General features: G+C 72.6%; 24 protein-coding genes and 1 pseudogene. 11 read left to right on the top strand and 14 right to left on the bottom strand.

Annotated elements, in window-relative coordinates; translation table 11 throughout:
• Positions 1 to 6: 6 nt before the first annotated feature.
• Entirely contained in the window at positions 7 to 1,431 is a 1,425-nt protein-coding gene (locus ACZ6D7_RS21855; protein ID WP_469492919.1) for a DUF6777 domain-containing protein, read from the bottom strand.
• 169 nt (positions 1,432 to 1,600) lie between these two features.
• Between ACZ6D7_RS21855 and ACZ6D7_RS21850 the strand changes: the two genes are divergently transcribed.
• Complete coding sequence (locus ACZ6D7_RS21850; protein ID WP_469492917.1) at positions 1,601 to 2,884, top strand: streptophobe family protein; 1,284 nt, start codon at positions 1,601 to 1,603, stop codon at positions 2,882 to 2,884.
• A gap of 101 nt (positions 2,885 to 2,985) precedes the next feature.
• Here ACZ6D7_RS21850 and ACZ6D7_RS21845 read toward each other — a convergent pair whose 3' ends face one another.
• Both ACZ6D7_RS21845 and ACZ6D7_RS21840 read right to left on the bottom strand, forming a co-directional pair.
• On the bottom strand, positions 2,986 to 5,328 hold the full coding sequence (locus ACZ6D7_RS21845; RefSeq protein ID WP_469492914.1) for an ABC transporter ATP-binding protein/permease: 2,343 nt from the start codon (positions 5,326 to 5,328) through the stop codon (positions 2,986 to 2,988).
• Between the two features lie 97 nt (positions 5,329 to 5,425).
• Positions 5,426 to 5,836, bottom strand: a complete 411-nt coding sequence (locus ACZ6D7_RS21840; RefSeq protein WP_469492911.1) for a hypothetical protein — start codon at positions 5,834 to 5,836, stop codon at positions 5,426 to 5,428.
• Positions 5,837 to 6,144: 308 nt separating this feature from the next.
• On the opposite strand from ACZ6D7_RS21840, the gene ACZ6D7_RS21835 reads away from it, so the two are divergent.
• Entirely contained in the window at positions 6,145 to 6,525 is a 381-nt protein-coding gene (locus ACZ6D7_RS21835) for a nuclear transport factor 2 family protein (protein ID WP_469492908.1), read from the top strand.
• 73 nt (positions 6,526 to 6,598) lie between these two features.
• Positions 6,599 to 6,886: a DUF1905 domain-containing protein gene (locus ACZ6D7_RS21830; RefSeq protein WP_469492906.1), complete on the top strand. Its 288-nt coding sequence runs from the start codon at positions 6,599 to 6,601 to the stop codon at positions 6,884 to 6,886.
• Here ACZ6D7_RS21830 and mgrA read toward each other — a convergent pair whose 3' ends face one another.
• Positions 6,887 to 7,879 (bottom strand): L-glyceraldehyde 3-phosphate reductase, encoded by a 993-nt coding sequence (mgrA, locus tag ACZ6D7_RS21825; protein WP_469492903.1) that lies wholly within the window; start codon positions 7,877 to 7,879, stop codon positions 6,887 to 6,889.
• Positions 7,880 to 8,004: 125 nt separating this feature from the next.
• Here mgrA and ACZ6D7_RS21820 point away from each other — a divergent pair, with 125 nt between their 5' ends.
• Complete coding sequence (locus tag ACZ6D7_RS21820) at positions 8,005 to 8,889, top strand: LysR family transcriptional regulator (RefSeq protein ID WP_469492900.1); 885 nt, start codon at positions 8,005 to 8,007, stop codon at positions 8,887 to 8,889.
• Positions 8,890 to 8,966: 77 nt separating this feature from the next.
• Positions 8,967 to 9,482 carry a mycothiol transferase gene (locus ACZ6D7_RS21815; RefSeq protein ID WP_469492897.1) on the top strand — a complete coding sequence of 172 codons (516 nt, stop codon included), beginning with the start codon at positions 8,967 to 8,969 and terminating at the stop codon, positions 9,480 to 9,482.
• Here the strand turns inward: ACZ6D7_RS21815 and ACZ6D7_RS21810 are convergent.
• The 10 genes and pseudogenes from ACZ6D7_RS21810 to ACZ6D7_RS21765 form a co-directional block, all read right to left on the bottom strand.
• Positions 9,464 to 10,534 (bottom strand): adenosine deaminase, encoded by a 1,071-nt coding sequence (locus tag ACZ6D7_RS21810; protein ID WP_469492894.1) that lies wholly within the window; start codon positions 10,532 to 10,534, stop codon positions 9,464 to 9,466. The two genes, ACZ6D7_RS21815 and ACZ6D7_RS21810, sit on opposite strands and share 19 nt — an antisense overlap.
• Positions 10,535 to 10,562: 28 nt before the next feature.
• The gene (locus ACZ6D7_RS21805; RefSeq protein WP_469492891.1) at positions 10,563 to 10,958 is read right to left on the bottom strand and encodes a VOC family protein; all 396 of its coding nucleotides are present in this window, start codon (positions 10,956 to 10,958) and stop codon (positions 10,563 to 10,565) included.
• 125 nt (positions 10,959 to 11,083) lie between these two features.
• On the bottom strand, positions 11,084 to 11,959 hold the full coding sequence (locus tag ACZ6D7_RS21800; protein WP_469492888.1) for a hypothetical protein: 876 nt from the start codon (positions 11,957 to 11,959) through the stop codon (positions 11,084 to 11,086).
• A complete protein-coding gene (locus tag ACZ6D7_RS21795; RefSeq protein WP_469492885.1) occupies positions 11,953 to 12,768 on the bottom strand; it encodes a vWA domain-containing protein in 816 nt (271 codons plus the stop codon). Before ACZ6D7_RS21795 ends, ACZ6D7_RS21800 begins: the two co-directional genes overlap by 7 nt.
• Entirely contained in the window at positions 12,765 to 13,814 is a 1,050-nt protein-coding gene (locus ACZ6D7_RS21790; protein ID WP_469492883.1) for a hypothetical protein, read from the bottom strand. Before ACZ6D7_RS21790 ends, ACZ6D7_RS21795 begins: the two co-directional genes overlap by 4 nt.
• The gene (locus tag ACZ6D7_RS21785; protein WP_469492880.1) at positions 13,811 to 15,139 is read right to left on the bottom strand and encodes a protein kinase domain-containing protein; all 1,329 of its coding nucleotides are present in this window, start codon (positions 15,137 to 15,139) and stop codon (positions 13,811 to 13,813) included. Before ACZ6D7_RS21785 ends, ACZ6D7_RS21790 begins: the two co-directional genes overlap by 4 nt.
• A gap of 3 nt (positions 15,140 to 15,142) precedes the next feature.
• Complete coding sequence (locus tag ACZ6D7_RS21780) at positions 15,143 to 17,710, bottom strand: hypothetical protein (RefSeq protein WP_469492878.1); 2,568 nt, start codon at positions 17,708 to 17,710, stop codon at positions 15,143 to 15,145.
• A gap of 183 nt (positions 17,711 to 17,893) precedes the next feature.
• Entirely contained in the window at positions 17,894 to 18,799 is a 906-nt protein-coding gene (locus tag ACZ6D7_RS21775) for an aldo/keto reductase (protein WP_469492876.1), read from the bottom strand.
• Positions 18,800 to 18,859: 60 nt separating this feature from the next.
• Positions 18,860 to 19,156 (bottom strand): annotated as a pseudogene (locus ACZ6D7_RS21770) (aldehyde dehydrogenase family protein); the annotation flags it as partial.
• A gap of 30 nt (positions 19,157 to 19,186) precedes the next feature.
• Complete coding sequence (locus tag ACZ6D7_RS21765) at positions 19,187 to 19,627, bottom strand: MarR family winged helix-turn-helix transcriptional regulator (protein WP_469492874.1); 441 nt, start codon at positions 19,625 to 19,627, stop codon at positions 19,187 to 19,189.
• Between the two features lie 85 nt (positions 19,628 to 19,712).
• Here ACZ6D7_RS21765 and ACZ6D7_RS21760 point away from each other — a divergent pair, with 85 nt between their 5' ends.
• The 6 genes from ACZ6D7_RS21760 to urtE all read left to right on the top strand — a co-directional run bounded on the left by ACZ6D7_RS21760 (position 19,713) and on the right by urtE (position 25,800).
• Entirely contained in the window at positions 19,713 to 20,825 is a 1,113-nt protein-coding gene (locus tag ACZ6D7_RS21760) for a substrate-binding domain-containing protein (RefSeq protein WP_469492871.1), read from the top strand.
• 223 nt (positions 20,826 to 21,048) lie between these two features.
• A complete protein-coding gene (urtA, locus tag ACZ6D7_RS21755) occupies positions 21,049 to 22,308 on the top strand; it encodes an urea ABC transporter substrate-binding protein (protein WP_469492869.1) in 1,260 nt (419 codons plus the stop codon).
• Positions 22,309 to 22,371: 63 nt separating this feature from the next.
• Positions 22,372 to 23,268 (top strand): urea ABC transporter permease subunit UrtB, encoded by an 897-nt coding sequence (urtB, locus tag ACZ6D7_RS21750; protein WP_469492866.1) that lies wholly within the window; start codon positions 22,372 to 22,374, stop codon positions 23,266 to 23,268.
• Entirely contained in the window at positions 23,265 to 24,347 is a 1,083-nt protein-coding gene (urtC, locus tag ACZ6D7_RS21745) for an urea ABC transporter permease subunit UrtC (RefSeq protein WP_469492864.1), read from the top strand. Before urtB ends, urtC begins: the two co-directional genes overlap by 4 nt.
• Positions 24,344 to 25,108 carry an urea ABC transporter ATP-binding protein UrtD gene (gene urtD, locus ACZ6D7_RS21740; RefSeq protein WP_469492862.1) on the top strand — a complete coding sequence of 255 codons (765 nt, stop codon included), beginning with the start codon at positions 24,344 to 24,346 and terminating at the stop codon, positions 25,106 to 25,108. Before urtC ends, urtD begins: the two co-directional genes overlap by 4 nt.
• Positions 25,108 to 25,800 (top strand): urea ABC transporter ATP-binding subunit UrtE, encoded by a 693-nt coding sequence (gene urtE / locus ACZ6D7_RS21735; RefSeq protein ID WP_469492859.1) that lies wholly within the window; start codon positions 25,108 to 25,110, stop codon positions 25,798 to 25,800. The genes urtD and urtE overlap by 1 nt, the downstream gene beginning before the upstream one ends.
• Positions 25,801 to 25,822: the final 22 nt, after the last annotated feature.

Here is a 25,822-nt window from a genome sequence, read left to right as displayed (position 1 = left end):
GGTGCGTCACGCCGCGGGTGAGCCGGAGGAGGACGCCGGGGCGGGCGGGGCGACGGACGGCGAGGTCGGCGAGGCGGGTGAGGCGGGCGGCGACTCGCCGTCGGCACCGGGCGACGGCGGGGGCTCCGGGGCCGGGGGGACCGGGGACGACGACTCGCCGGTGAGTCCGGGCGGCGGGTCCTGCGGCTCGTCGGAGGAGGACGGGGGCGGGGAGGATGGGGGCGGGGAGGACGGCGGCGGGGAGGACGGCGGCTCGGAGCCGGGGGACGACGGCTCGTCGCGCAGGTCCGGCCGGTCGTGTTGCGGCCGGTCGTGGTGCCGCGACGACTCTGAGGACGGAGAGGACGGAGAGGACGGGGAGGCCGGGGAGGACGCAACGGACGGCGAGCCGGACGAGGGCGGCAGGCAGGGCGTGTGCCGGCCGTGCCGCTCGCACGGCGAGGCCGACGTGGGCGAACCCGGCGACCAGGGGCTGTGCGAGGCGTGCGGGGTGGTCACGGTCACGTGCGGAGTGGGCTTCGCCGGGGGGCGGGCGGGCCGGTCCTGGTGGCCGCCCCAGTCGCCCCGGTGCCGGCCGAACCACTGGTGCCGGCCGTCGTCGGGGTCGTGGAGCACGAAGACGTTCACGATCTTCACGGAGGCATGGACCACGACGACGTTCGTGGTGCGGTACGACGGCCAGGAGTCGCCGGTCGGCTTCGGCACGGTCTGCTGGGCGACCGCCGGGGTCAGCGGGTTGCCACAGGCACAGCGCACCCGGGGCACACCGTGCCCGTCGACGAGGACGGCGGTACCGGCCTGGAGCACGGCCTGGTAGGTGGTGACGGCGGCGGTGCGGTAGCCGTGATGGGTGACGCGGGTGTCCATGCGCAGCTGCACGGGGGTGAGCGAGCGCAGGTAGGCGGGGACCTGGGCGGGGTCGACGCCGGCCATGGAGGCGAAGGCCTTGTTCCTGGCGGGGGCCGCGCGCAGGGCGCCGATCTGCTTCTCCACGTCGCAGCCGACGGAGTTGCGGTTCCCGCTGTACAGCCCCTCGGCCCCGCCGTCGACGCTGCGCACGACGTTCGCGGCCTCGGTGGTGGACGCCGGAGCGACCGGCTGCGGGGGCGGGGCGGAGCCGTCGATGGCGGTGGACTCGGTGAACGGGTCCGGACCGCTCTTGGTCGCGGACTGGAGGAAGACCTCGCCGCCGCCGTCCGCCGAAGCCCTGCCGTCCACCGAAGCCCCGCTGTCCGCCGAAGCCCCGCTGTCCGCCGATCCGCCCGCGTTCGGGAGGGTGACGAGGAGGCCGAGAGCCACGGCGACCACGACGGCGGTGCCGAGCAGGACGGCGCGGGGCGCGGTCCCGCTCCGGCGCGGTCGCGGTCCGGGCCCGGGCTCGGGCGGGGGTGGTTCGGTGGGACGGCCGGAGGCCGGCGGTTCGACGCTCACGCGATCCTCCCGGCGTGGGCCTGTCGCGACATTCAACCCTTTTAGCGGGTTTGCACAGCTTTAGCCCACATCGCACCCATTGTGTGCTCCGGTCGGGCGAGGCCCGCAAGCCGGACGCGGACGGCCCTCCCGGCAGGCGGGCGGTCGCGGTGCTGTTTAGCGTGGCAGGGTGAGCCCGCCGCACCGCCCCTCCGACCAGGCACGAACACCGGCACGAGCCGCCCGCCACGGCTGGGTCGCGGCGTTCGGCACGGCGCTGGCCGGGCTGGCCGCCATGCTGGTCGTGGCCGCGCTGGGCCTGTGGGCGGCCGGTGCCACGGACCTGCCGGACGGAGCCTTCCCCCGGGTGGTCGCCGCGACCGTCGTCACGGCCGTCGGTGGAACGGTGGAGCTGTCCGGGACCGCCGGGGACCTCGCCGGTACGGAGAGCGGGATGACCGTGGTGCCGCTGTCCGTCACGCTCGCCGGGGCGCTCGTGACCGCCGCCGGGTTTCTGCGGCCGCTGCGGCACCGGGCGGTCGCCGGGGCCCGGGAGCTGGCCGGCTGGGCCGCCCGGATCGCCGTGGTGTGGCTGCTCGGGCTGCTCGCCCTGGCCCTCACGGCCCGCCAGACCTTCGCGGTGTCCCTGGGCGACGACACGCTGAACGACCTCGGTGAGCTGTTCGGCATCAGCCCGGAGGTCGGCTTCGCCGCGGACGTGCCGCTCACCCTCGTGACGGGGCTGCTGTGGCTGGCCGGTGTGCTGCTGCTGGCGCTGCTGGTCGCGCGCGGGGCTCCGCTGCCGGGCGGGCTGCTGCGCTTCCAGGAGTCGGTCCGGCCGGCCGCGTACGCGATGGTCGCGCTGCTGCTCGCCTACGTCGCGCTGGGCGTCGTCATCGCCCTCGTGGTCGCGGCGACCCAAGGTCATGCCCGGGAGACCTTCGCGGTCGTCCTGCTGGGGCTGCCCAACCTGGTGTGGCTGACGTTCACGGTCGGGCTGGGCGCCACCTGGAACGGCAAGGTGGAGGGCCCGTTCGGACTGCCCATGCCGCACGTCCTGGACGAGGTGCTGCGCGGTGACGACACGGCCGCGCTGAACCTGGGCACCCTCGCCGAGCAGGACGGCCGGGTGTGGTGGCTCGTCGTCGTGAACGCCGTACTGCTGCTCGCGGCCGCGTTCGTGATGGCGGCCCGCTCACCGGCCCGCACGCGCGCCTGGCAGCACGCCGTGCACATGGCGGTGGCGCTGGTGCTCACTGTGCTGATGATCTGCCTGACCGGCCGGGTCACCGCGTACTACGGCCTGACCGTGCTCGGCATCAGCGACGTCGGCGGGCTCTCCGGCGAGTTGGTGCTGCACCCGGAGGTGTGGCCGGCACTCGGTCTGGCCGCACTGTGGGGGCTGGCCGCGGGCTTCCTGGGCGCACTGCCGGCACGGGCGGTGCAGCGACGGGGCGCGGCACGGACGTCCTGAGCAGCACGGGGGGTGGTCGCGACCCTGAGCAGCGCGGCGGTCCGGCCGCGACCCGCGCACCACGGCAGCCGCTCACAACCTCCGCACCACAGGCGGGCCGCTCACGACCTGCGCATCACGGCCGGTTCCCTGCGGCGCAGCAGCCGGGAGACCGCGAATCCGAGGACCGCCGAGAGCACCACGAGCATCGACACGTCGAGCAGCCACACGCCGGTCGCGTGCTCGAAGAGCGGATCCGCGGTGATGTCCCCGGGGACGGTCCGGGACAGCTCGATGGTGCCTGCCATCGCACCGAGCGCCCAGCGGGAGGGCACGAGCCAGGACAGCTGCTCCAGGCCGGGCACGCCGTCCAGCTTCAGCAGGGCTCCGCAGAAGACCACCTGGACGATGGCGAGCAGCACCAGCAGCGGCATCGTCACCTCCTCCTTGCGGACGAGCGCGGAGATCACCAGGCCGAGCATCATCGCGGTGAAGGCCAGCAGGGCCACGGCCACCGCGATCTCGATCAGGGGCGGCAGCAGCACTCCCTCCCCTCCCGGCGCGCCGAGATCGACGCCGAGCAGGGCGACAAGGGTCAGCACCACCGCCTGCACGACGGTCACCGCGCCCAGGACCACGACCTTCGACATCAGGTAGGCCGACCGGGACAGGCCGACGGCCCGCTCCCGCTGGTAGATCACCCGTTCCTTGACGAGTTCGCGCACGGCGTTGGCCGCGCCGGTCAGGACGCCGCCGACGCACAGGATGAGCAGCGCGTTCAGCGCGGTGTCCCGGGTGAGCGTGCCACCGGCGAGGGCGCGGGCCATGGCGCCCATCACGAACGGCAGCGCGATCATGACGGCCAGGAACGTGCGGTCGGCGGCGAGCGCGGCCGCGTAGCGGCGGACCAGGGTGCCGAGCTGGGCACCCCGGCTGCGCGGCCGGGCCGGCGGCAGCATGATCACCGGTCCGGAGCGGGGCAGCCGGGGCTGGGCGTCGGCGTCGAGGACGTACTGCCGGTGCAGCGGTGACGCGCGGTACTCCCCCGCCCAGTCCCGGTCCTGGTCGCGCTCGAAGGCCTCGAACGCCTCGGGCCACTGCGCGCAGCCGAAGAAGGCGAGGGCCTCGCCGGGCGGGCCGTAGTAGGCGACCCGGCCACCGGGCGCGAGGACGAGGAGCCGGTCGCAGACGTCGAGGCTGAGGACGCTGTGGGTGACGACGACGACCGTACGGCCGTCGTCGGCGAGGCCGCGCAGCATGTGCATCACCGAGCGGTCCATGCCGGGGTCGAGGCCGGACGTCGGCTCGTCGAGGAAGAGCAGCGAGGGCTTGGTGAGCAGCTCCAGGGCGACGCTGACCCGTTTGCGCTGACCGCCGGAGAGGCTGTGCACGGGCTGGCCCGCGCGCTGTTCCAGGCCCAGTTCGCGGATGACCTCGTCGACGCGTGCCCGGCGCTCGGTCTTCGCGGTGTCTTGCGGGAAGCGCAGTTCGGCGGCGTAGCCGAGGGCGGCGCGGACGGTCAGCTGGGCGTGCAGGATGTCGTCCTGCGGGACCAGTCCGATGCGCTGACGCAGTTCGGCGTAGTCGTGGTAGAGGTCGCGGCCGTCGTAGACGACCGTGCCGTGGTCGGCGGGGCGCTGGCCGGTGAGGGCGCCGAGCAGGGTGGACTTCCCGGCGCCGCTGGGTCCGACGACGGCGAGCAGGCACTTCTCGCCCACCGGGAAGGACACGTGGTCGAGCAGGACCTTGCGGCCGCGGTCGACGGCGACGGTGAGGTCCTGGACGTCGAGGGAGACCTCGCCGGTGTCGACGTACTCCTGGAGTTCGTGGCCGACCAGACAGAACGCCGAGTGGCCGATGCCGACGATGTCCCCGGGGCCGACGGGGGCGCGGGTGACGGGCAGGCCGTTGAGGTAGGTGCCGTTGTGGCTGCCGAGGTCGAGGATCTCGTAGCCGCCCCCGGGCAGGGCGCGCAGTTCGGCGTGCCGGCGCGAGACCACGAGGTCGTCGACGACAAGGTCGTTGTCGGCGGCGCGGCCGATGCGGACGGTACGGGTCGGCAGCGGATGCACGGTCGCGGGCTGCCGGAAGGTGCCGGTCTGCGCGGGCATCGACACGGACGGGGGGCGCTGCGGGGCGGGCGATGGGCGGTCCGCCAGAACGGCGCACGGGCCGTCGGACGGGCTGCCGAAGCGGATCACGCTGCCGGGTCCCACGGCCCACTCGCGGATCCGATGGCCGTCGGCCCAGGTGCCGTTGGTGCTCTGCGCGTCCTCGAGGGTCCAGTGGTCGCCGTCGGGCCGCAGCACCGCGTGGTGCCAGCTGACGCGGGCGTCGTCGATGACGATGTCGCTGAGGGGGTCGCGGCCTACACGGTAGGCACGGGTCGGGTTCATCACCGTGGAGCCCGTATCGGTCTCCAGCACGAGTTCGGGCGCCGTCGGGGCGGGCCACCGCTCCACCATGGCCCGAATTCTATAGATTCACCCGTTTGACCGCCCTACGGCAGGAGGCGTATTCGCCACTCCGAGAAGCCCCCAGCCCCCCCTTCAGGCGGCGGTCTCAGCCGACGGGGAGGACGAGCGCGGGGAGGGTGCGCTGCATGCGCAGCGCGTCGACGGACTCGGCGAGCAGCTCGTACTCGGTGGTCTCGTCGCTGACCGCGATCCGGACCAGCCGACCGCCGGCCAACTCGTCGGCCACCAGGTCCTGTTGTTCCAGGTCGGCGCACCAGGCCCGCAGCAGCGCGGGGACGTCCGGCACGGTGTGGGAGACCGGCACGAGGGCGTTCGGCGGGATGTGCTCGCTCTCGGGACGCGGATCGAGCCGTTCGGCCATCCACGAGGCCCGGTCCCGCAGCCACCAGAGGGCCAGCGCGAGCGTCGGCGCGCGATAGGTGCCGAGCGGTACGCCGATACGCCGGCCGTCGCAGACGCCGTACGCGGTGACATGGCACAGGAATTCGTCGTGCACGTCCCTCTCCCCCGCTGTTCGCTTGCCGGCTGGGCCTCGCTTTCCGTGCGGCTCCTGTGAGGTGAACTACCCCTGACGTTCGAGTATGTTCACTGCTGAAACACTGTCACCATGACTTTCCGGCCAGTCTCTTGGCATATTCATCGCCCTTCATGGCCGGATTCCTGCGGCGTCGCCGTGCCGCCGTCATGACCCGAGAGGTAATCGACCCGTACGGCGGGGGCGGGCAAGGTGGTCGCACCGGATCGGCGAAGGCCTGGATCCGGGTCCTGACCAGTGCCGACGACCCAATCTGGGGGCTGATTCCGATGTCCGCGACCACCGACCGTTACGAGAACGCCGTCGCCCGTTACTTCGAAGCCTGGAACGCTCGCGAGCCCGAGGCTTTGGCCAAGGCTGTCGCTGCCGCGTGGGCGGTGGACGGCAGCTACACCGACCCGCTGGCCGACGTCCGGGGGCACGAGCCGATCGCGGCCGTGGTGACGGCGGCGCACGCGCAGTTCCCCGGTTTCGTCTTCCGGCTCACCGGGCGGGTCGACGGGCACCACGACACGGCCCGCTTCTCCTGGGAGCTGGTGAACGAGGCCGACCGGTCCGCGCCGGTGGCCGGTTCGGACGTCGTCACCCTGGACGCGGAGGACCGGATCACGTCCGTCCTCGGCTTCCTGGACCGGGTGCCCGGGGCCTGAGGCCGGCCCGGCGATGAGTTCCTCCGCACGCGGCGGTCTATCCGGAGAAGGACCACCGCGAGCGGAGGACGTCATGAGCACGAGCGGGAAAGCGGACGCGGAATTCACCGCCGTCCTGCGCAAGAGCCCGGCCAAGGGCGGATGGACCTATGTGGTCTGGCCGGAGTCCGCCGAGTACTTCGGCACCCGCGGACTGGTCAAGATCCGCGGGACCGTCGACGGACATCCGTTCGAGAGTTCCTTCATGGCGCTCGGGGACGGCACCCACAAGCTCCCTGTCAGGGCCGAGGTGCGCAAGGCCATCGGCAAGGAGGAGGGCGACCCCGTCACCGTCCGCCTGACGGAGCGCGTCGGCCGCTGATCAGCCGTTGATCACCGCGTCGATCCGGGCCAGCTCGTCCGCCTCGAAGTCCAGGTTGGCCAGGGCGCCGACGCTGTCCTCGATCTGGCGGGCGCTGCTCGCGCCGACCAGCGCGGAGGTGACCCGGCCGCCGCGCAGCACCCAGGCGAGGGCGAGCTGGGCGAGGGACTGGCCGCGGGTCTTCGCGATGTCGTCGAGGGCGCGCAGCTTGCCGACCAGTTCCCCGGTGAGCGCGTCGGAGTTCAGGAACGGGCTGTCGCTCGCCGCGCGGGATCCCTCCGGGATGCCGTCGAGGTAGCGGGAGGTCAGCACGCCCTGCTCCAGCGGCGAGTAGACGATCGAGCCGGCCTGGAGTTCGTCCAGCGCGTCGAGCAGGCCCTCGCTCTCGGGGCGCCGGTCGAGCATCGAGTAGCGCGGCTGGTGGATGAGGAGCGGGGTGCCCAGCTCGCCGAGGATCCGGGCGGCCTCGCGGGTCTGCTCGGCCGAGTAGTTGGAGACGCCGACGTAGAGCGCCTTGCCCTGCTGGACGGCGGAGTGCAGCGCGCCCATCGTCTCCTCCAGCGGAGTCTCCGGGTCGGGACGGTGCGAGTAGAAGATGTCGACGTAGTCGAGGCCCAGCCGCTTCAGGCTCTGGTCCAGCGACGACAGCACGTACTTGCGCGAGCCCCACTCGCCGTACGGGCCGGGCCACATCAGGTATCCGGCCTTCGTGGAGATGACCAGTTCGTCGCGGTACGGCGCGAAGTCCGCCTTCAGGAACTCACCGAGCGCGGACTCGGCGGCGCCGGGCGGCGGGCCGTAGTTGTTGGCCAGGTCGAAGTGGGTGATGCCGAGATCGAAGGCGCGGCGCAGGATGGCCCGCTGTGTCTCGACCGGGCGGTCCGGCCCGAAGTTGTGCCACAGTCCGAGCGACAGCGCGGGGAGCTTCAGACCGCTGCGTCCGGTGCGCCGGTAGGGCATGTCCGCGTAACGGTCGGGGTGTGCGGTGTACAACGCGACTCCAGGAGGGGTTGGCACGGAGGATCGGTTCTGGGAAACCGTCACCCACTCTGGCCCGACCTGCGGGTAGTGGTCCAACAGAAGAATCCGATGGAATTCAGCGGATACGCTTCTCAATCATGGAACTGCGCCACCTCCAGCACTTCGTCGCCGTCGCCGAGGACCAGCATTTCACCCGGGCAGCCGAACGGCTGATGGTGTCCCAGTCGGGCCTGTCCGCGTCGATCCGGGCGCTGGAGCGCGAGCTGCGGGCGCCGCTGTTCGTGCGCACGACCCGGCGGGTGACGCTGACCGAGGCGGGCCGGGCGCTGCTGGCGGAGGCGGAGCGGATCCTGGCACAGGTGCGGGCGGCGCACGAGGCGGTGGCCGCCGTGCAGGGCGTGGTGCGCGGCACCCTCTCCGTGGGCACCGAGCAGTGCATCGCCGGGGTGGACGTGGCGGGGCTGCTGGCGGCGTTCCGGCGGCGCCATCCGGACGTGGAGATCCGGCTGCGGCAGACCGGCTCGGGCGCCCTCGGCGAGGAGGTGGCGGCCGGCCGGCTCGACCTGGCCTTCGCCTACCGCACCCAGGCGGACACCGATCAGCTGCGCTGTGTACCGCTGGCCGGCGAGCCGATGTACGTGCTGTGCCATCCCGGACACCGGCTGGCCTCGGCGCCGTCCGCGCCGACACCGGCCGACGTGGCCGGCGAGGTGTTCGTCGACTTCCACCCGGACTGGGGACCGCGCCGGGCCACGGACGCGGCCTTCGCGGCGGCGGACGTCCGCCGTACGGTCGCGCTGGAGGTCAACGACGTGCACAGCCTGCTGGACCTGGTGGGCGAGAACCTCGGCGTCGCGGTCGTACCGCGCCACTTCCGGCACAAGCGCGAGGCGCTCACCGCGCTGCCCCTGACGGGCACCGGCGAGGTGGTCTACCAGACGGTCGCCCTGCTGCCGCCCGCCCGGTCCACCAGCCCGGCCGCCCGCGCCCTGATGGCGCTGCTGGAGACGGGGGAGGCATAGGGCGCCGGGGCGAGGACGCGCGCGGGACGTGGGCGAAAGAAGCGGCGGGACCGCGGCGGCTGCGCGATGGTGGACGTATGCATGCGAAGGACATCCTCATCGACGGTTTCAGCCGCATCCAGGAAGAGGTCCACGCCGTCGTCGAGGGCCTCGGCCCCGACACCCTCCACGCCCGCCCCGCCGCCGATGTCAACTCCATCGCCTGGCTGGTCTGGCACCTCACCCGGGTCCAGGACGACCACATGGCGGACGCCTTCGGGCGGGATCAGGTGTGGCTGACCCAGGAGTGGGAGAAACGCTTCGGACTGGACCTGCCGCGCCAGGACACCGGGTACGGGCACACCGCGGCGAAGGTCGCCAAGGTGCGGGTCTCCGGCGGCGACCTGCTGACCGGGTACTACGACGCCGTGCACACCCAGAGCCTCCAGGCGCTGCGCGGGCTGACCGCGACCGATCTGGAGCGCGTCGTGGACGTGCGCTGGGATCCGCCGGTCACCCTGGGCGTACGGCTGGTCAGCGTCCTGTCCGACGATCTCCAGCACGTCGGACAGGCCGCCTATCTGCGCGGGCTGCTTCAGAGCGCGGACGCGTAGCCCGGCAGGACGACGTCCTCGATGAGGGCCTTGCGCTCGTCGAACGGGAGGAACGCGCTCTTCACGGCGTTCACGGTGACCGTGCGCAGGTCCTCGACGCCCCAGCCGGCTTCCTCGACGAGCAGGGCCATCTCGCGCGTCATCGTGGTGCCCGACACCAGGCGGTTGTCGGTGTTGAGGGTGACGCGGAAGCCGAGGTCCTTCAGCGCGGTGATCGGGTGCTCGGCGATGGAGGTCGCGGCGCCGGTCTGGAGGTTGGAGGTGGGGCACATCTCCAGCGCGATACGGCGGTCCCGCACCCAGCCGGCCAGGCGGCCGAGCTTGCCGTCGACGATGTCCTCGGTGATCCGCACGCCGTGGCCGATGCGCTGGGCGCCGCACACCTGGAGGGCCTGGTGGATGCTGGGCAGGCCGTGCGCCTCGCCGGCGTGGATGGTGAAGGGAACGCTCTCGCGGCGCAGGTGGTCGAAGGCCTCGAGGTGGTCGGCGGGCGGGAAGCCGTCCTCGGCGCCCGCGATGTCGAAGCCGACGACGCCCGCGTCCCGGAACGCCACCGCGAGGTCGGCGGTCGCGCGGGTGCGGTCGAACATCCGCATACCGCAGAGAAGGGTGCCGACCCGGACCTGCGTGCCCGCGGCGGCGGCCTTCGCCATACCGGCCGCGAGGCCCTCCTGCACGGTCTCGACGACCTCGGCGAGCGTGAGCCCGCCGTTCAGCATCAGCTCGGGGGCGTAGCGCACCTCGGCGTAGACGACTCCGTCGGCCGCCAGGTCGAGGACGTACTCCTCGGCGGTGCGCAGCAGGCCCTCGCGGGTCTGCATCACGGCGAGGGTGTGCTCGAAGGTGGCTATGTAGCGCACCAGGTCGCCCGAGTTGGCGGCCTCGAAGTACCAGGCGGCCAGTTCGTCGGGGTCGGTGGTGGGCAGGGTGTGGCCGACCGCCTGCGCCAGCTCGACGACGGTGGCGGGGCGCAGGCCGCCGTCGAGGTGGTCGTGCAGGACGGCCTTGGGGAGCCGGCGGAGGGTGTCGGTGTCGATGCGGGGCGCGGTCATGTGCGTGTTCGTTCCTCGGCAGTGGTTCTCAGGCGGTGGCGGGCTGGAGCAGGTCCCAGCGGTTTCCGTACAGGTCCTGGAAGACGGCGACGGAGCCGTAGGGCTCGTGGCGGGGCTCCTCCAGGAAGGTCACGCCCGCGGCGAGCATCCGGGCGTGGTCGCCGGCGAAGTCCCCGGTGTGCAGGAAGAAGCCGACCCGGCCGCCGGTCTGGTCGCCGATCCGGGCGCGCTGGGCGTCGTCCTTGACGCGGGCGAGCAGCAGGCCGGTGCCCTCCTGGTGGGTGCTGGGCCGTACGACGACCCACCGGGAGCCGTCGGGTCGCGGCTCGTCCTCGACGAGCCCGAATCCGAGCGCCTCGGTGTAGAAGCGGATCGCCTCGTCGTAGTCGTCGACGACGAGGGTGACCAGGGCGATGCGTGACATCGGGGCCTTCCGGGAGCCTTGGGGGAGCCTTGCGCAGGGGCGATTGACGGGAGAGGTTATACGTAAAACGTACGGCATGCCAATCCTCCGCCGAGAACCCCGATCCCCTCCGGCCCGCCCGGGGCTCAGCCGTCGCTCCGCGGGCGGATCCTGATCATCGTCGTGTCGTCCGTCTGGATCATCCGGGCCGCGCGCAGCCCCGTCACCAGGCGCTCGAAGGAACCCTCGTCCAGCCGCCGGACGGCCCGCCACCAGGCGGAAGCGTCCGGGCCTGCGCCGGCGCCGGAACGGGCGCAGCCGTGGGTCAGCAGGGCCTCGGCCAGGGCGTCGGTGACCAGCAGGACGACGTCGTGCCGGTCGAGCCGGCCGCTGTAGTGGTGGATCCGGTCGGCGGTCAGGCGCTCGTCGGAGCCGAGGAGGTCGGGATGCGACCCGAACAGCGCGCCGTCGTCGAGGGGGAAGGCGCGCACCAGCGTGTCCCCCCGGAGGTGGAGCAGACAGGTGTCGCCGACCGCCACGGCCTCGAAGCTCCAGCCCTCGACCGCCGGACGCAGTCGCATCCCGAGGAAGGTCGCCCGGGCCACACCCCTGGCCTCGACGTCGTCCAGCCAGAAGTCCCGGGGCCTGCGGTGCGCGTCCTGACCGTCGGCGCCCGGGACCGCGGCGGCCGCCGCGCGCCCCTTCTTCCGCTCGGTCTCCCGTGCGCTCCACTTCGCGCGGCAGCGCTCGGCCCAGGCCACCAGGGACTCGCGGGAGTGGTCGGGGCACTCGGTGATGTACTCCTCCGCCAGCAGCCGGCCCCACGGGCCCGCCCGGTAGGCGGAGCTGGCACCGTCGCAGAGGGCGAAGGCCCGCCGGTCGCCCGTGACGGCCACCGCGTCCCGCCAGTCCTGCGGCCACTCCGGGGTCGCGGGCACGTGGTACACGTGGACGTCCACGCCGGTGCCGGCGGACGCCGTCGAACCCGGCGTGGGTCCGCTCCGCTCGAAGGCGTTCACCACGTACCGACGTTCAGCGCCTTGACGACGGCGGCGAGGTCGGCGTTGCACACGAATCCGCGTGCGCCCTCCTCGGGGCGTGGCTGTCCGTACCGTTCGGCGTCCGTCCTCGCGTACTCCAGCATGCGGGTCGTCAGCACGGACGAGGTGTGGAACAGCCCGACCGTGTAGCGGTCGGGCAGGCCGGCCGGGTCACTGGGGAAGAGAACGGGTTCGGCCGCCTGTGCGGCGACGGCCACGTTGAACATGCTGAGGGGCCCGTCGGTGGTCCGCAGCGCCACCAGCCGGTCGACGCGCTGGGCGAGATCGTCCAGGGTGCCGTCGGTCGCCTCGCCGTCGGTGATGTTGATGACGACGGGCGCCGGGGAGTCCTGGTGCGCGGCCACCCAGCCGGCGGCGAAGTCGTGTGCCAGGTCGAGGGCGGCGCACATCATCGTCTGGCCGTCGGCGAGCGGTTCCAGCCAGACGGGCCAGGACTGGCCGTCGGGCTCGTCGTGGATCCGCAGGAACGAGTCCGCCAACTGGGGCGAGGAGACCATCGGGTTGGCGAATCCGTCGCCGTTCTTCAGCAGGGGCCTGACCCGGTCCGAGTAGCCGATGAGGGCGATGTCGAAGTAGTGCCGGGGCCCCTTGTCGTCCACCACGCACCGCTGGACGAGTTGCATCAGCAGCCGGTTGGTGGAGTGGGCGAGGGCCTCGGCCTTGGACCGGCCACCGGCGCCCAGCATGGGGGCGGACATGGAGTACGACTGGTCCAGCAGCAGGATGAAGCACGCCGGATGCCGACGGTCGACACGGGTGGTGTGGTTCATGAGTCGCCTCCGTCCCCCCAGGGTCGCGGGGTGAAGTAGTCCGGTTCGAGAAGGAGTTGGGGCGGGCGGCCGTGCGCGTCCAGCTGCCAGGTCCGCTCGCACCGGGCGCACACCCCGGCGCTGCGGGGGTGGCGCGCCGGCGTCCGTGCGAGGTCGAAGGAGCCGCATCTGGGGCACTGGGGGCCGGTTTCGGGGCCGGTGAGCGTGGCCTCGAAGGCGAGGATGTCGAAGGCGGGGGGTGGTGGGGCGGGGTCGGGCGGGTGGGGTACGGCAGCCGGGGGCGGGGAGGGGGTGTCGGGTGCGGCGGCGGGCGCGGCCTCGGGTGTCCGTGCGGCGTGGGCGCCGGTCGGCGGGTCCGGCTGATCCGCCGGGTCCGGCGGCGGTTCGGACGACGTGAAGGGTTCGTACGTGGACGTGCCTGATGGGTGCGCGGGCGTGCCTGGTTCGTACGTGGACGTACCTGGTCCGTGTGTGGACGTACCTGACTGCGCCGGTGTCGTCAGGCCGCCGACCCCGCGCAGTGCCCGGGCCGTGGGGATGACGAGCAGGCCCACGGCGACGAGGCCCAGGACGCGCAGGGTGGGCGTGTCCTCCCGGCCCCGTGGCTCCTCGGCGGCCCGCAGCACGGCACCGTCCTCGTCCACCACCTCCACCGCCCTGGGCTGGCGCCCGGCCACCGCGCCCGGATCCGCCGGCCCGGCGAGGTCGACGACGGCGGGCGGCCGCATGGCGGCGATCCCCCGGACGAGCGCGGCGTCGGGGGTCCACGCCCCCTGCCGATAGGGGATGGCGGACGAGGGCGCCGGAGGCGTCACGATCACGAGCCGCGCGCCCGCCTGCCGGGCCCGCTCCGAGATCCTGTCGAGGTCCGACGACTTCGGCCTCTGGGGCAGTTGGGCGACCATGGTCCGCTCCGGCGCGGGGCCGCCGCCTCCGCCGGGGAGTACGGCGGCCAGCAGGGCGGCGGCCAACGCGACCAGCAGGACGACGGTCCCGGCGCGGGACCACGTGACCGGACCGGGCGGCCGGCCCCGCGTCCCGGTCACCGCACGACTCCGAGCACCAGGGCGATGATCAGCAGGAGCAGCAGCACCCCGGCGCCGATCACGATCGTCCGCACGGGCGGGATGCCGCGCCGGGACGGCAGCCGGGAAGGCACGAAGGGCACGGGCTCCCCCGACCGGCGTGGCCGGGACGGCGTCCGTACGCGGCCCGGCCCGGGGGCCGCCACGCGGACGGGCCGGTCCGCGGCCTCCGGGGCCGGGACCGGCTGCGAGGCCGTCGGTACGGAGGGCACCGACGGCACCGACGGCAAGGGCGGTACCAGCGGCACAGGCGGTACGGGCGGCCCGTGCAGAGCGACCGGCTGCCCGGCCGGCGTGATCGGTGTGATTGGCGTGATCGGCGGCAAGTGCAGCGTGAGCGGGCGCCCGGCGGACGGCACCGGCGGCTCGGGAACGTCGAGCACGCGGAACGACGGCACCTCGCTCAGCGTGCCGCGGCAGGCGTCGTCCAGCAGCGCGGTCAGTCTTCTCACCTCCACGCTGCGGCTGGCGGCGAGGCGGAACCACAGCGGTGCGGCCATCGGCCGGGCGAAGTCCGCCGCCGTGAAGAGGAGGTTGTCCTCGTTGTGGAAGTCGTCCCACAGGCCGGGATCCACGGCGAGCGCGAGGATGGACACCTGGATGACGAGGGCCGAGAAATGGTCGACGGCCCGGTCCCAGTGGCCGGCCCGCAGCCGCTCGGGGTGCTGGAAGTGGGGGTGCCCGGACTCCTGGGGCGGCTCTCCGGAGAGTTCCGCCGCCCAGACGGCGTCCAGGTCGATGAGGCGGATCCGGCCGCCGTCCGCGATCCTGATGTTGTCGTGCTGGAGGTCGCCGTGGGCCAGGCCGTGGTCGTCGAGCCGCGCGAGCACCCCGCGCCACCGGCCGGCCAGGAGCGTGAGCTCCTCGCGCTCGCCGACGCGTTCCTCGAGGTGGGCGCGCAGGCTCTCGCCCGCGATGTGCTCCATGACGACCGCGGGCCACCAGCGGTCGTGGATGCGCACGGCCTCCTCCAGCCATTCGGTGTCGGCGAGGATCCACGGTTCGCCCGCGTCGGCGCCGCCCGCGCGGGCCGCCCGCTTCTCCAGTGCCTCGTAGCGTCGGCGCAGGGCCGGGGTGGGCTTGTTCTTGAAGCACCGCAGGACGAGCGCGCCACCCGGGGTGGCCAGGACGTAGGCCACGGCGTTGGCCCCCTCCATCCGGCGCGGCAGGCCGCCGCGCCGCTCCACGACGGCCTCGCCGAGCCGGCCGCCGGGCGGGAAGGCCGACTGCTGCACCGCCTTGTCGAAGGCCGCGACGTCCGGCCAGCTCGGCGGGGATCCGGTCAAGGATCAGCCCTGCCCGGGTCCGGTGTTCCGGCCGGGCAGCGGCGCGCCGACGGCCGTCGCCAGTTCGGCGCCGCCGGTCCTGACCTCGTCGGCACGCTTGAGCAGCAGGCTCACCGACTCGGAGAGCGCGGCCTGCGCACCGTCGAACTCGCCGGGCCAGATTGTCCGTTGCTCGGCGCGGCACACCCGTCGCCACTCGCGTTCCACGCCGGGTGTGCCGGTGGCGGCGGCGAAGAACTGGTAGGCCGCGGCGGCCAGCACCCGGACCATCGCGAGGGCCTCGGTGTGCAGTTTGCCCTCCAAATCGCTCACCGCGATCTCGACCGTGGTGATCAGTTCGTGGTGGAGCTGCTCCATGCTCGCCGTGGCCCCGGCCGCGTAACCGCCCCCGCCCGCGGGCGGATCCTGCGGCGAGGCGGGCGGCTGCTGCCCGGGCTGCCCAGGCTGGGCGGAGGCCGACTGCTGCCCGGGGTGCGGGGAGGCCGGCGGCTGGAACCAGCCCGCCCGGCTGCCCGGCGGCGGCTGCCGCTCGTCGTCGTCTGCGTTCCCGGGCCCGGCCGGGTGCTGTGCCGGGTGCTGTGCCGCCTGGGCCGGCGGCAGGGGGCGGCCAGTCACGTTGCGGACCTCCTGCACGACGGGGCTGCCGACGCGCAGGAAGAGGCTGCCGTAGTCCGTGCGCAGTCCGGTGAAATCCTCCAGCGCCTTCTTCAGGACCGGCGCCGGCACGCGCTCCACCCGTCGCAGCAGCACCTCCAGCGGCCGGTCGTCCACAGGTACGACGGCCTCGGTGAGCCGGGTCCGCAGCGCGTCGGCCATCCGCTGCCAGAGCAGCGTGACCGCGCGGTCGACCGAGGCGTCCACGCCGCCGAACTCCTCCGTCAGCTTGGTGCGGGCCCGGTTGAACCACCAGTCCCCCATCGCGCCGGCCCGCCAGTACATCCCGTTCCTGGTGCGGGCCCGCCAGTCGGCCTCGTCGGCGGAGTCGAACCCGCCGCGCACCCAGCCGCGCACCCGCTCGGCCGCCTCGTCGACCGCCGCCTCGATCTGCGGGATGTGCTCGCCGCGGGCCACCATGCCGTCGTACTCCTCGTACACCACGGCGAGTTCGTCGGCGAGTTCGTCGCAGAGGCGGTCCGCGAGGCTCTGCAACCGGTCGGCCTCGTCCGGCACGCCCAGCTGCCAGCGCTCAGCCGCCGCGGCCACCTCCGCGGCGAACACCAGGGCCTCGCGGGTCACTTCGGAGACGCGGCGCCGCAGTCCGTCGAGCATCGCGCGGTCCATCTCGGCGAGCCGCTCGGCGAGATGCCCGAGGACCACCGGCAGCAGCAGCTCGCGCACGGCGGCCTCCGCCGACTCGGGCGTGGCGCCCAAGGGGCACTCCACGGTGCGCACCCCGTAGTTGGCGACCGCGGCACGCGCGGTCTCCAGCACGTTGCGGGCCGCCTCCGGGGACAGGGTGACGTCCGGGTTGACCACCACCGTCGCGAAGTCCGACAACGGCACGTCACCGCACGCCAGTTGGGCGAGGTGCAGATCCGAGAAGTCCTCCTGGGCGAAGAAGGCCGTGTTGGGCGCGCCCCGCTTCACATGGAGCAGGAAGTCGACCTCGTGGGTGAGGTCGCGCAGGAAGTGCTGCTGGACGTCGAGGCCGGCCTCCCCGGCGCCGGGCAGGTCGACGAGGACCATCGCGGTGGTGTCCACCTGCGGGAAGTCGCAGTGCACATGGATGTCGCGCACCGCGTGGTACAGCCGGGGCGTGGCGTCCCGGTCGCCCTGTCCGTTCGGGTAACTGAGGTACGGGGCCAGCTCCTTGAGGGGGACGACGATCCGCTCGCCCTCGCCGCGCCGGGCCAGCAGGGGCAGGTATTCGTCGAGGGAGGCCTGCGCCTGGATCAGCTTCCTGAGGTAGGGCAGGGCGACCGCGCTGTACTCGTCGGCGGGCGAGCCGCCGTCGCCCGGCTGCGGATAGGGATGGATGCGGAAGGCCTCGGGGTCCCGGGGCGGGCCGGCCGGCAGCTGCGCGGAGACGTGCAGCGGTGCCAGGTACTGCTCCACGAACTCGTCCCAGGTCCGCAGCGTGACCAGCGCCTCGGCGTGGCCGGGCCGGTGGTGGATCCAACTGCGCGACGCGGTGGTCGGGTTGTTCTCGTGTGAGGGCAGGACCGTGCCGTCCAGTCCGCTGGCGGCCCGCAGCACGGTGCTCTTGCCCGCCCTGGTGCGGCCCACGACTCCGACGTTGACCGTGTCGCGCTCGACCCGGGAACGTACGGCGCCGAGGTGCCCCTCGGTCTGCCGGATCCGCTCGGTCAGCCGGTCGAGCCGGTCGGGGCCGCCGTCCGCGGCGGGCCTGCGCCACGCCTCCACGACGGCGAGTGCCTGGTCGGGATCGGCGCCGTGCGCCGCCCCCGCACCCGCGGTTTCGGCCACCAACCGGTCGACGGCGTCGACGAGTTCGGTGAAGCAGTCGGTGAATGTCTCCCAGTTCCGGTCGATCTCCGCGACCAGCGGGCGGTTGACCGCCCGGCCGGCCAGAGCACGGCTGATCGACGCCTCCAGACGTGACCGGTCCACGTCTTCCCCCTTTGGAGTAACCGGATGCCGCCATCCGGACGTGGCCTGAATATAACCACCCCACTCTTCACGTAATCCTCACATAAGCCGATCAGTTACTGATGGTGCGAAATGCCACTGGAGCGGCACACCGGAACGGTTCTGCGCATGTATGTACGAATAGCCTGCCGCCCCGCGCCCCCCTCAACCGGCCTGCCGGTGGGCCGTGTTCAGCCGTGCCAGCTCGTCCCGAGTGAGCCGCAGCGCCCCGGCCGCCACGTTCTCCTCCAGGTGCACGGGGTTTCCGGTGCCGGGGATGGCCAGAACGTGCGGTCCCTGGGCCAGGGTCCAGGCGAGCCGGATCGCGGCCGGAGTCGTGCGATGGGCACGGGCGACGGCGAGCACTTCCTCGTCGTGGGCGGTCGTCGCGCCCTGGGCGCCGCCGTCGCCTGCGATGGCGAAGAACGGGACGAAGGCGATCCCCTGTTCGCCGCAGACCCTCACGAGCTCCTCGGTCGCGGGAGTGTGGTGACCGAGCCCGTAGCGGTTCTGCACGCTCACCACCGGGGCGATGGCCCGCGCCTCGGCGAGGTGGCGGGGTTCGACGTCGGAGACGCCGAGGTGACGGATCAGGCCCGCCTGCCGCAGCTCGGCGAGGGCGCCGAAGTGCTCGGCGATCGAGTCCTGTCGCATCCGGCGCAGGTAGACGAGGTCCAGATGGTCGCGGCCGAGCTGGCGCAGGTTCTCCTCGACGTGGCCGCGCAGGTCCTCGGGGCGGGCGGAGGTGCCCCACCGGCCGGCCCAGTCCCGGAAGGGGCCGACCTTGGTGGCGATGAGCAGGTCGTCCGGGTACGGGGCGAGCGCGCTGTTGATGAGTTCATTGGCCGACCGCAGGGCCGAGAAGTAGAAGGCGGCCGTGTCGATGTGGTTCACGCCGAGGTCGACGGCCCTGCGCAGAACGGCGAGCGACCGGTTCCGGTCGCTCGGCGTGCCGAGGTCGAAGGCGGCGCTGCCCGTCAACCGCATCGCGCCGAAGCCGATGCGGTGAACGGTCAGGTCGCCGAGTCGCCAGGTGCCCGCGGCGTCCGCGGTGATCGTTTCGGGGGTCATCGGCGGAGTCTGACACACCGTCGGCGACCGGCGGCGAACCTCTCCCCCGCGCCCGCCCGGTCAGCCGAGGGGCTTGGCCAGCACCGCCTTGCGGTGGCTGAAGGTCTCGATCGAGTACCGCCCGTGGTAGCTGCCCGTCCCGCTCGCCCCCACGCCGCCGAACGGCAGGTCGGAGACGGTGAGATGGGCGAGCGGCAGACCGTGTCCGAGGCCTCCGGAGGACGTCTCCGCGGCGATCCTGGCCCGGGTGTCGTCCGACTCGGAGAAGACGTACAGGGCGAGCGGCTTGTCGCGGTCGTTGACGAAGTCGATGGCCTCGTCGAGGCCGGCCACGGTCACGATCGGCAGGATCGGGCCACACGCGGGGCAATGTCCGCGGCCACCCGGTCACACGCGCGTGGACTCGTCCAGGGTCGTGGCGAGGCGGTCCAGCAGGGCGCCCAGCAGCTCCTCCTCGCCCACGCCCTCGGCCGGCCAGGCGGCCCGTACGGCGCGGTCGACGCGGCGCCAGTGGTCCTGGCCGCGCGGGGTGAGGTACACGAGGATGCGGCGCCGGTCGAGCGGGTCGACCCGGCGGTGGACGAGGTTCTGGTCGACGAGCTGGTCGACCAGCTTGGTCAGGGTCGGCGCCGGCAGGAACGCGGCCTCGGCGATCGCCGACATGTGGTGCCCCGAGCCGTCGGAGAGCACCGCGAGCACCCGCCAGGCGTCCAGCGAGCAGCCCTCCTCCTCCAGGGCGGACTGGAGCCGGCGCGCGGCCAGCCGCTCGGCCCGGGTGAGGAGCCGCATCAGGTCGTGCGGTCTGCGAGGAGTCGAGGAGGTGGGCATCCAGGCATCCGCTCCTAGGTCACGGGGTGCGTCCATCGTAGGAGACGCACTGGAGTTCGCCGGGCGGACCCGCAAGCATGACGTCATGGTCCGGCACGACTCCCCCGCCTCCGACTGGTTCACGGCCGACGCGTCGGCGCTCGGCGTGGCCCTGGTCTTCCCGATGCAGGGGCCTGCCGGGATCTTCGGGCCGGCCTGCGAACTGTGCGCGCGGCTGGCGGTGGACGAGGTCAACCGGGCGGGCGGGGTGCTCGGCCGGGAGCTGCGGCTGGTGCCGGTCGACGGGGGCGCGTCGCCGCGCGAGGTCGCCGGCCAGGTCGAGGCGCTGGTGGACCTGGGGGTGGTCCAGGGCGTCACGGGCTGGCACATCTCCTCGGTGCGGCAGGCGCTGGCCCCGAGGGTCGCCCACCGGGTGCCGTACGTCTACACCGCGCTGTACGAGGGCGGCGAGCACACCGCGGGGGTGTTCCTGACCAGCGAGACGCCGCGTGACCAACTCCGCCCCGCCATGCTGCTGTTGGCGCGCGAGCGGCGGGTTCGCCGGTGGTTCGTGGTGGGCAACGACTACGTGTGGCCCCGGCGCACGGCCCGGGCGGCGCACGCGTACGCCCGTGAGGCGGGCGGCCGGATCGGCGGCGAGGTGTATCTGCCGCTGGGCACGCACGACTTCGGGCCGGTGCTGCGGCGGATCGAGCGCTCGGACGCGGACGCGGTGCTCCTGCTGCTGGTCGGCAGCGACGCGGTGCGCTTCAACCGGGCGTTCGCCGCCCACGGGCTGGACGCCCGCTGTCTGCGGCTGAGCACCCTGATGGACGAGAACATGCTGCTGGCGAGCGGCCCCTCGGCGACCGCGGATCTCTACAGCACCGCCGGCTTCTTCGCTTCGCTCGCCACCGCGGACACGCTCGACTTCCACGGCCGGTACGCCGGCCGTTTCGGCATCGAGGCGCCGGCCCCGGGCAGTCTCGGCGAATCCTGTTACGAGGGCGTCCTGTTGCTCGCCGCCCTGCTGCGGCAGGCGGGGACGGTGGACGTGGCGGCGATCGGCGCGGCGGCGGACACGGTGTCGTACGAGGGGCCGCGCGGGCTGCTGCGACTGCGGGGCGGCCATGTCCGCCAGCGCATCTATCTGGCCCGTGCGGACGGGCTGGACTTCGACGTGCTCACCGAGCTGGATCTTCACGACTCCCGCCCTTGACAGCCTCCGAGGCCGCCAAGATACTTCCCACGGAAAGTAATTAGAATGCCTCGGGCGAATTGTGAATTCAGACCGTCGACCAGGTTTGAACACATGTCACAACGCCTCGGGGCGTTTTTTGTTCCCTCCGGGAAAGTCCTGTGAAACACCATGGAAACAGGGCGACTTGAGGCTGTGGACCGCACTTCAGGAGGTTGTCTCCTCCACACCCGAGGGGGTTGTCTTGTCCAGCGGTTCACCCATTCTCCGCCGCCGTTTCCTGGCCGGCGGTGCCGCGCTCGCGGCCGTCGTCGCGCTCTCCGCCTGCGGCGCCAAGACCGACGCGGCCGGCTCGTCGTCCGACCGCGCCGCGAAGATCGACGTCAGCGGCGACACGGTCAAGGTCGGTCTGCTCAACTCGCTCTCCGGCACGATGGCGATCAGCGAGGTGACCGTACGCGACTCGCTGCTGCTGGCCGTCGACGAGATCAACGCCTCCGGCGGCGTGCTCGGCAAGAAGATCGAGCCGGTCTCCGAGGACGGCGCCTCCGACTGGCCGACGTTCGCCGAGAAGGCGGCCAAGCTCATCAAGGAGGACCAGGTCGCGGCCACCTTCGGCTGCTGGACCTCCGCCAGCCGCAAGGCCGTCAAGCCGGTCTTCGAGAAGAACCGGTCGCTGCTCTTCTACCCCGTGCAGTACGAGGGCCTGGAGGAGTCGCCGTACATCTTCTACACGGGGGCGACCACCAACCAGCAGATCGTCCCGGCGCTCGACTACCTCAAGAGCCAGGGGAAGAAGAAGATCTACCTGGTCGGCAGCGACTACGTCTTCCCGCGCACCGCCAACAAGGAGATCAGGGCGTACGCCGAGGCCAACGGCATGACGATCCTCGGCGAGGACTACGCGCCGCTGGGCTCCACGGAGTTCAGCACGATCGCCAACAAGGTGAAGGCGTCGAAGGCGGACGCCGTCTTCAACACCCTCAACGGCGACTCCAACGTGGCCTTCTTCAAGGAGTACAAGTCCGCGGGCCTGACCGCGAAGACCATGCCGGTCGTCTCGGTGTCGATCGCCGAGGAGGAGGTCAAGTCGATCGGATCGCAGTACCTGGCCGGCCAGTTGACGGCGTGGAACTACTACCAGACCACCCCGGGAGCGGCGAACGAGAAGTTCGTGAAGGCGTACAAGGCGAAGTACGGCGAGGACAAGCCGACCAGTGACCCGATGGAGGCCGCGTACACCTCGGTCTACCTGTGGAAGGCGATGGTCGAGAAGGCCAAGTCCTTCGACCCGGAGAAGGTGAAGGCCGCCTCCGACGGCATCACCTTCGACGCACCCGAGGGCAAGGTCACCGTGGACGGCGCCTCCCAGCACATCTACAAGACCGCGCGCATCGGGAAGATCGGCACCGACGGCCTGATCACCGAGGTGTGGAACTCCGGCGAACCCGTCAAACCCGACCCGTTCCTCAAGGGCTACTCCTGGGCCGCCGGCCTGTCCTGACCGCCCGTCGTACGGGGACCCGCGTCCGCCGCGGGTCCCCCGCCTCCCCATCGGAGCCGCCGTATGACCGTGATCCTCGGTCAGACCTTCACCGGCATCTCGATCGGTGCCGTCCTGCTGCTCATCGCGCTCGGCCTGTCGCTCACCTTCGGCCAGATGAACGTCATCAACATGGCCCACGGCGAGTTCATCATGGCGGGCGCCTACACGACGTACGTCCTGCAGAAGTCCATTTCGAGCGCGGGAATTTCGCTGCTCGTCGCACTTCCCGTCGCATTTCTCGTGTCGGGGGCGCTCGGCGCGCTACTGGAATGGCTGCTGATTCGCCGTCTGTATCTCCGGCCGCTGGACACGCTTCTCGTCACCTGGGGTGTCTCCTTGATGCTCCAGCAACTCGCCCGGGACATTTTCGGCGCGCCGAACGTGCAGACCCGGGCACCGGACGCGCTCACCGGGAACATCACCGTGATCGGCGGCGCCGATCCGCTCACCTTCGCCACCAGCCGGCTGTTCATCCTGGGCCTGGCGGTCGTGGCCGTGGTCGCGCTGTCGCTGACCCTGCGGCTGACCCCGCTGGGCCGCCGGATCCGGGCGGTCGTCCAGAACCGCGATCTCGCCGAGGTGTCCGGCATCTCCACCTCCCGGGTCGACCGCACCGCGTTCTTCATCGGCTCGGGGCTCGCGGGCGTCGCCGGGGTGGCGCTCACCCTGGTCGGTCCGATCGGGCCGACGATGGGCACCAACGTGATCATCGACGCCTTCCTGGTGATCGTGGTCGGCGGGATCGGACGGCTCCGGGGCAGTGTGATCGTCGCCTTCGTGCTGGGCGTGCTCCAGGCGGTGCTGGAGTACTCCACCACCGTCTCCGTGGCCAAGGTGCTGGTCCTGGTCGCCATCGTCGCGTTCCTCCAGTGGCGGCCCCAGGGGCTGTACACGCTGCGGACGAGGAGTCTCGTATGAACGTTCTCAAGGGACGTACCGCGTGGGCGGGCTTCGCCGGGGGCGCGGTCCTGCTCTTCGCCGTCGCCCCGGTCCTCCTGTCCGACTTCCGCCTCGGGCTGCTCGCCAAGTACCTGTGCATGGCCATGGTCGCCGTCGGCATCTGTCTGGCCTGGGGCCGCGGCGGACTGCTGACCCTCGGCCAGGGCGTGTTCTTCGGGCTCGGCGGCTACGCCATGGCGATGCACCTGAAGCTCGCCGACGCGGGCCCCGGCAACCTGCCCGACTTCATGCAGCTGTACGGCACCGCCACCGAACTCCCCTGGTGGTGGCAGCCGTTCGCCAACCCGCTGTTCGCGCTGGCGGCGACCGTGCTGCTGCCGATGGCCGTGGCCGCGCTGCTCGGCCTGTTCGTCTTCCGCCGCCGGGTCAAGGGCGCCTACTTCGCGATCCTCTCCCAGGCCCTCGCCTCGGCCTTCGCGATCTGGCTGGTCGGCCAGCAGGCCACCACCGGCGGCACCAACGGACTCACCGACATCCAGGGCTTCTTCGGCTACGCCCTCGACGACCCGGTCAACCAGCGGATGGTGTACTTCGTCATCGCCGCCGCCCTGCTCCTGCTGATCGCCCTCGCCCGCCAGCTGATCAACAGCCGGTACGGCGAACTCCTGGTCGCCGTGCGGGACTCGGAGGAGCGGGTGCGCTTCCTCGGGTACGACCCGGCCAACGTCAAGCTCGTCGCGTACGTGGTCGCCGCCGGCATGGCGGGCCTGGCGGGCGCGCTGTTCGTGCCGGCCGTCGGGATCATCTCGCCCGCGCTGATCGGGATCGTCCCGTCGATCGAGTTCGTGATCGGCGCGGCGGTCGGCGGACGCGCGAGTCTGGTCGGGGCCGTGCTCGGGGCGATCGCGGTCGCCTGGGCGAAGACCGCGCTGTCGGAGGAGTTCCCGGCGGCCTGGACGTACTTCCAGGGCCTGCTGTTCGTCGTGGCGCTGGCCTTCCTGCCCGGCGGCCTCGCCTCGCTGGCGAAGGCGGTACGGCGGCGCAGGGCCGCGGCCCCGAGGAAGACGGCCGTCGTTCCGATGGGAGAGGCGGCATGAGCGGGCTGGAGATACGGGGACTGCGGGTCTCCTTCGACGGGTTCACGGCCGTGGACGGGGTCGACCTCGACGTGCGCGCGGGCGATCTGCGGTTCCTCATCGGGCCCAACGGCGCCGGCAAGACGACCCTGGTGGACGCCGTCACCGGCCTGGTGCGGGCGCGGGGCTCGGTACGGTTCGGCGGCGAGGAGCTGCTGGGGCGCAGTGTGCACCGGATCGCCCGGTCGGGCGTCGGGCGGACGTTCCAGACCGCCACCGTCTTCGAGGAGCTGACGGTCCTTCAGAACCTGGACATCGCGGCGGGCGCGGGCCGCGGTGCCTGGACCATGCTGCGGCGCCGCAGGACCGTCCCGGCGGAGGTCTCGAAGGCGCTGGAGACGGTCGGGCTCACCGAGCTGGCCGACTCCCCCGCCGGGACTCTCGCGCACGGGCAGAAGCAGTGGCTGGAGATCGGCATGCTGCTCGTGCAGGACGTCCGGCTGCTGCTGCTCGACGAGCCGGTGGCCGGGATGAGCCACGACGAGCGGCAGGCCACCGGCGAGCTGCTGCGGCGGATCAGCGACGAGCGCACGGTCGTCGTCATCGAGCACGACATGGACTTCATGCGGTCCTTCGCGCGCAGCGTCAGCGTGCTGCACGCGGGCCGGGTGCTCAGCGAGGGCACGGTGGCCGAGGTGCAGGCGGACCCGAAGGTGCAGGAGGTGTACCTCGGGCACGCGGCCACCGAGGACACCGGTGACATGGCCGTGCGGGAGGCGTGATGCTGGAGATCGAGGACGTCCGGGTCGGCTACCACCGCAGCACGGTCCTGCACGGCGTCTCGGTCGCGGTGCCGGCCGACGGCGTCGCGGCGGTGCTCGGACACAACGGCGCGGGCAAGAGCACACTGCTGCGGGCCGCCGTCGGGCTGCTCACGCCCACCGGCGGCACCGTCCGCCTCGACGGCGAGGACATCACCCGGCGCAAGCCGCACGAGCGCGTGGCGCGCGGCATGGCGTACGTCCCGCAGGGCCAACAGGCGTTCCCGCACCTGACCACCGCCGAGAACCTCCAGCTGGTCGCGGACGGCCGCAGGCGGGGCAGGGCCGCGGTCGCCGAGGCGCTGGACCTGTTCCCGGCGCTCAGGGCGCTCTCCGGGCGGCGGGCGGGTCTGCTCTCCGGCGGGCAGCGGCAGCAACTGGCCATCGCCCGCGCCCTGGTGACGGAGCCCCGGATCCTGCTGCTGGACGAGCCGACCGAGGGCATCCAGCCGTCGGTGGTCGCCGAGATCGAGGAGACGATCCTGGCCCTGGCGGCGCGGGGCGGGATCTCGGTGCTGCTGGTGGAGCAGCATGTGGGCTTCGCGATGCGGGCGGCACGGCGGTACTACGTCCTGGAGGCCGGCCGGGTCACATCGTCCGGGGACGGCGGCCGGGACGCGGAGCGGTCGGTGCGGGAGGCGCTCAGCGTGTGAGGCGCTCGGCGTGCGGGTGCTC

Source organism: Streptomyces sp. NPDC041784 (assembly GCF_055591025.1).
The sequence above is the reverse complement of the archived record's forward strand: the minus strand, read 5'-3'. Positions and strand labels throughout refer to the sequence as shown.

Bases quoted from the DNA above. Each gene is read 5' to 3' on its own strand.
- urtE (WP_469492859.1), top strand. From the start codon at position 25,108: ATGCTGGAGATCGAGGACGTCCGGGTCGGCTACCACCGCAGCACGGTC.
- urtD (WP_469492862.1), top strand. From the start codon at position 24,344: ATGAGCGGGCTGGAGATACGGGGACTGCGGGTCTCCTTCGACGGGTTC.
- ACZ6D7_RS21820 (WP_469492900.1), top strand. From the start codon at position 8,005: ATGGAACTGCGCCACCTCCAGCACTTCGTCGCCGTCGCCGAGGACCAG.
- ACZ6D7_RS21830 (WP_469492906.1), top strand. From the start codon at position 6,599: ATGAGCACGAGCGGGAAAGCGGACGCGGAATTCACCGCCGTCCTGCGC.
- ACZ6D7_RS21815 (WP_469492897.1), top strand. From the start codon at position 8,967: ATGCATGCGAAGGACATCCTCATCGACGGTTTCAGCCGCATCCAGGAA.
- ACZ6D7_RS21775 (WP_469492876.1), bottom strand. From the start codon at position 18,799: ATGACCCCCGAAACGATCACCGCGGACGCCGCGGGCACCTGGCGACTC.
- ACZ6D7_RS21805 (WP_469492891.1), bottom strand. From the start codon at position 10,958: ATGTCACGCATCGCCCTGGTCACCCTCGTCGTCGACGACTACGACGAG.
- urtB (WP_469492866.1), top strand. From the start codon at position 22,372: ATGACCGTGATCCTCGGTCAGACCTTCACCGGCATCTCGATCGGTGCC.
- urtC (WP_469492864.1), top strand. From the start codon at position 23,265: ATGAACGTTCTCAAGGGACGTACCGCGTGGGCGGGCTTCGCCGGGGGC.
- ACZ6D7_RS21810 (WP_469492894.1), bottom strand. From the start codon at position 10,534: ATGACCGCGCCCCGCATCGACACCGACACCCTCCGCCGGCTCCCCAAG.
- ACZ6D7_RS21760 (WP_469492871.1), top strand. From the start codon at position 19,713: ATGGTCCGGCACGACTCCCCCGCCTCCGACTGGTTCACGGCCGACGCG.
- ACZ6D7_RS21765 (WP_469492874.1), bottom strand. From the start codon at position 19,627: ATGCCCACCTCCTCGACTCCTCGCAGACCGCACGACCTGATGCGGCTC.
- ACZ6D7_RS21835 (WP_469492908.1), top strand. From the start codon at position 6,145: ATGTCCGCGACCACCGACCGTTACGAGAACGCCGTCGCCCGTTACTTC.
- ACZ6D7_RS21845 (WP_469492914.1), bottom strand. From the start codon at position 5,328: ATGGTGGAGCGGTGGCCCGCCCCGACGGCGCCCGAACTCGTGCTGGAG.
- ACZ6D7_RS21795 (WP_469492885.1), bottom strand. From the start codon at position 12,768: ATGAACCACACCACCCGTGTCGACCGTCGGCATCCGGCGTGCTTCATC.